Source organism: Brachyspira pulli, from assembly GCF_036997785.1.
GTDB classification, from domain to species: domain Bacteria; phylum Spirochaetota; class Brachyspiria; order Brachyspirales; family Brachyspiraceae; genus Brachyspira; species Brachyspira pulli.
The window spans coordinates 1-3763 of record NZ_JAWLQI010000116.1 but is presented as its reverse complement, the minus strand read 5'-3'; the positions used below and the strand labels follow the sequence as shown (position 1 = coordinate 3763).

The 3763-nt window shown below is 23.5% G+C and carries 3 protein-coding genes; all 3 read left to right on the top strand.

The features are described from left to right. A partial coding sequence (locus tag R4K56_RS14505; RefSeq protein ID WP_335786931.1) for an ankyrin repeat domain-containing protein occupies positions 1-1390 on the top strand: 1390 nt, incomplete at its 5' end. Between the two features lie 376 nt (positions 1391-1766). Beyond that, entirely contained in the window at positions 1767-2633 is an 867-nt protein-coding gene (locus R4K56_RS14500) for a tetratricopeptide repeat protein (protein ID WP_335773177.1), read from the top strand. Then, entirely contained in the window at positions 2606-3343 is a 738-nt protein-coding gene (locus R4K56_RS14495) for a DUF2971 domain-containing protein (RefSeq protein WP_335773178.1), read from the top strand. The genes R4K56_RS14500 and R4K56_RS14495 overlap by 28 nt, the downstream gene beginning before the upstream one ends. Positions 3344-3763 lie beyond the last annotated feature (420 nt).

Sequence of the window (3763 nt, the reverse complement as noted above, 5' to 3'; positions counted from 1 at the left end):
AGCACCAATATACGAAATATCAAAATTATTAGCAGAGGAAGGACTAGAAGGAAAAATCACTGAAATGACAAATTTTGGTGATAAATATATATATAAAGATTCTACTCCTTTGTTTTTGGCAGTACAATTCGGATACAATGATTTAGCAAAAGAGCTTATAAAAGAAGGTGCTGATGTTAATGCCAGAGCAAGCGGTATGGAAACAGAAACAGAAGGCGGTCTTGATATGCTTTACTATGCTGTTAGAAATAATAATCCTGAAATGACTAAAATCTTAATTGATAAAGGGCTTGATAAAAATAGAGATTATGGTTATGAATATTCTACTTATTTGACAGATATTGCTATTGGCAACAACAATCTTGATATACTTAAACTTCTTGTAAAAAGAGGAGATTCAAAAGAAACTTTAATTCCTGATGCAGTAAGAGAAAATAATATAGAAATGGTTAAATATTTATTATCTATAGGACAAGATATAGATGCACAAAGATTTTTTGACGGTTTTTGGGTTGATTCTCCTTTGAAAGTAGCAGCTGAAAACGGCTATGTAGAAATGGCTAAATTTTTAATTGATGAAGGAGCTAATTTAAACTCAGCTGATGATTATATGCTTTATGCATATAATAATTATGATATAACTAAATTATTAGTAGATAATGATATTTTTAATCTTAATACTAATACAACTAGAGAAGAAGCTATAAAATTAGTAAAAGACGGCAAATATTATGAAATAGAAAAATTATTATCAAGCGAAGATCCAAATAATATAGACGGATATGATGAATTAATGAATGCTATATCTAAAGGTGATATGAAAGCATTAGAAAAACTTATAAAAGATGATACTGATTTAAATAAACAATATGATAAGATTACGCCTCTTGGTTTAGCTGCTGCTAGAAATGATAAAGAGATGGTTAAATTCCTAGTAGAGAAAGGTGCTGATATAAATTTAGAAGACGGATACGGATATACTCCTTTAATAATAGCAATGAAGTATAGTAATATTGGTTTAGCTAAAGATATTATTGATTTGAAGCCGGATTTAAATGCCGTATGTTCAGCAACAGGAGATACTCCTTTAACATATTTAGTAGATAAAGTGAAATTTGGATCAGATATTTGTTATTATTTGATAAAAAATGGTGCTGATGTAAATAAAAAAAATAATAACGGAGATACTCCATTAATAGTTTTCGTACAAAATTTTATTTTAAGTTATGGTATATTAGGAGTTCTTATAAATATGGGTGCCGATTATAACATTAAAAACAAAGAAGGAAAAACTGCTATGGATATTGTTATGGAAAAAGATGACAAAGCAACACTTTATCATTTAAATAATCCTGACGATTTAGAATACTATCTACTATATAGAAAATAATAAAATAAAAAGTGCATGCATTATATATGTATGCACTTTTTTATCAAAATATTTAATATATATTTTCTATAAATCAATATATTTCAAAACTACTTTATAAAATTAGTTATTAAATTGTTTTATTTTGTAATATTTATATGTTATAGTGAAAATTTTTAACTTTGTTCACTTATGCATTTATATAGATTTATCAACTTTTTACCGCACACGTTCTGCATAACTCCATCAAAAGAACCAAAAATCTTTTATTAAATTTATGATGTGCTGTTATACATTGTTTAGCTTCAATGGTATATATACTGGGTTGATAATTTAATGGTTTTATTTATAATTTAAATGATTAATAAAATAAAAATATTATTTAAGGTAATCTAATATGATAAAAGAATTTAAAAAAAAGTTAGATAAATTAATAGAAAATAAAGAATATAAAAAAGCTTTTGAAATATGCTATATAGAAGTTAATTTGAAAGGTAATGATAAAGATATAGAAATATATAATTATATGGCATTTATTCAATTGGCTGTGCATAATGATAATTGTTTTAATAGTATGAGAGTACCTGTTTTTGTTAGAGATAATTTTAGTGATTATCCTATAGACTTTTTTACACATATTTACTCTTTTGTTATAGAATATTTTGATAAAATTATTGAGATAGATCCGAATAATATAGAAGCACATTATAATAGGGGAATATCTAAATATAATATTGGAAAATACTTTGAGGCTTTAGAAGATTTGGATATTGTGATTAATTCTGTAAGTAACAATAATATAGCAATTGAAGAAATATTATATTTAGTTAGAAGTAATTCAAGATATTACATAGGAGATTATAATGGTGCTATAGAAGATATTGATAAAGCTATGGAATATGATTCTATCCATAAATTAATGCTTGTTAATAATAAAATTAATTGTTTAATTAATTTAGAAAAATTTGATGAGGCATATGAATATGATAAGAAATATAATAAAGAAGAATTTAGTGAAAAATTTATAAGAGAACTTCCAAAAGAACTCACTATTGATGATTTTATTAATCCATATATATTATCTAACAGAGCTTATATATATATTATAAAAAAGGACTTGAAGATTATAGAAAAATATTATCTGAAGCTATTAGGATATTTAATAAAAGAATTGCAAATCCTATGCATATTAATAGACAAAGTATTTTTTTTAATTTATTTAGAATGTCTGAAGTTTTGTCAAAAGAAGATCTTGTTGTTTTAGATAATATGCTAGATAAAGAATTTATGATATTTATTGATTATAATATAAAAGATAATATATTGTTCAATTATGCAAAAATTGACTTTGAAACAATTAAATCTATTAGTAATGCTAAAATTTGGTTAAGTAATCCATCAAGATTTAATGATCCAATAGACCCATTTTTAAAAACATATAATGATAAATATAAATATTTTATAGATAAAATTAAAGTAGCATGTTTAACAACTGATAATGCTAATACTTTAATGTGGAGTCATTATGCAGATAAACATCAAGGTATATGCATAGGTTATGATATAAGTATTAATTCATTATCTAAAAGTAAATTAAATATGATAAAATCTATTTATGATAAATATATCATGAATTTAAATAATATATTTACAATTAATGATTCTAATAAAAAATATATTAAACAAGAAGATTTAAGTACATCACATGAGCTATTAGAATTATTTGTTTATAAGTCTAAAGAATGGGAATATGAAAATGAATATAGAATTTTATATAATGATAAAGATATGAAATATCAAGAAGGATTTAGAGCAGATTTACCAATAAAAAGTATATGTTTTGGTGCTATGACTAAAGAGGAAGATAAAAAATTTATTTACAAACTTTTAAAAGATAAAGATGTAGTATTTTATCAGGCAGAATTTGATAAAATAGAACCACTAAAAATAAATATAGTTACATATAATGAATAGCAATAATATTTTAATTGTTTAATGTTGGTACTTAGCCGCATATATAAGTATGTTATTATTTCAGTGCAAAAGGCTTTAGCTTGCATTATTAATGTAATTAAAATTTTTTTTGGTTCTTTTTTATAAAAAAACATTTATACAATGTATAAATTAAAGTTATATTATTAGATTGTTAATGCTTTTTACTTATTTTGTCGGCACAAAAAACCTATATACTGATAAACTCGGATATGCTTCGTGAAAGGCTGCATTTGAGCTTAAATTTAATAAATTATCTACATGTAATACAATTTTAGTATGATTTAGTATTAATTTTTACACTTGCACTTTTTGGTTCTTTTTGCGGCGGGAAAAAGAACAACAAAAAAATTGACAAACTCTAAAATTTTTAGTATATACTGAAAATTTTTAAGTTTGTCA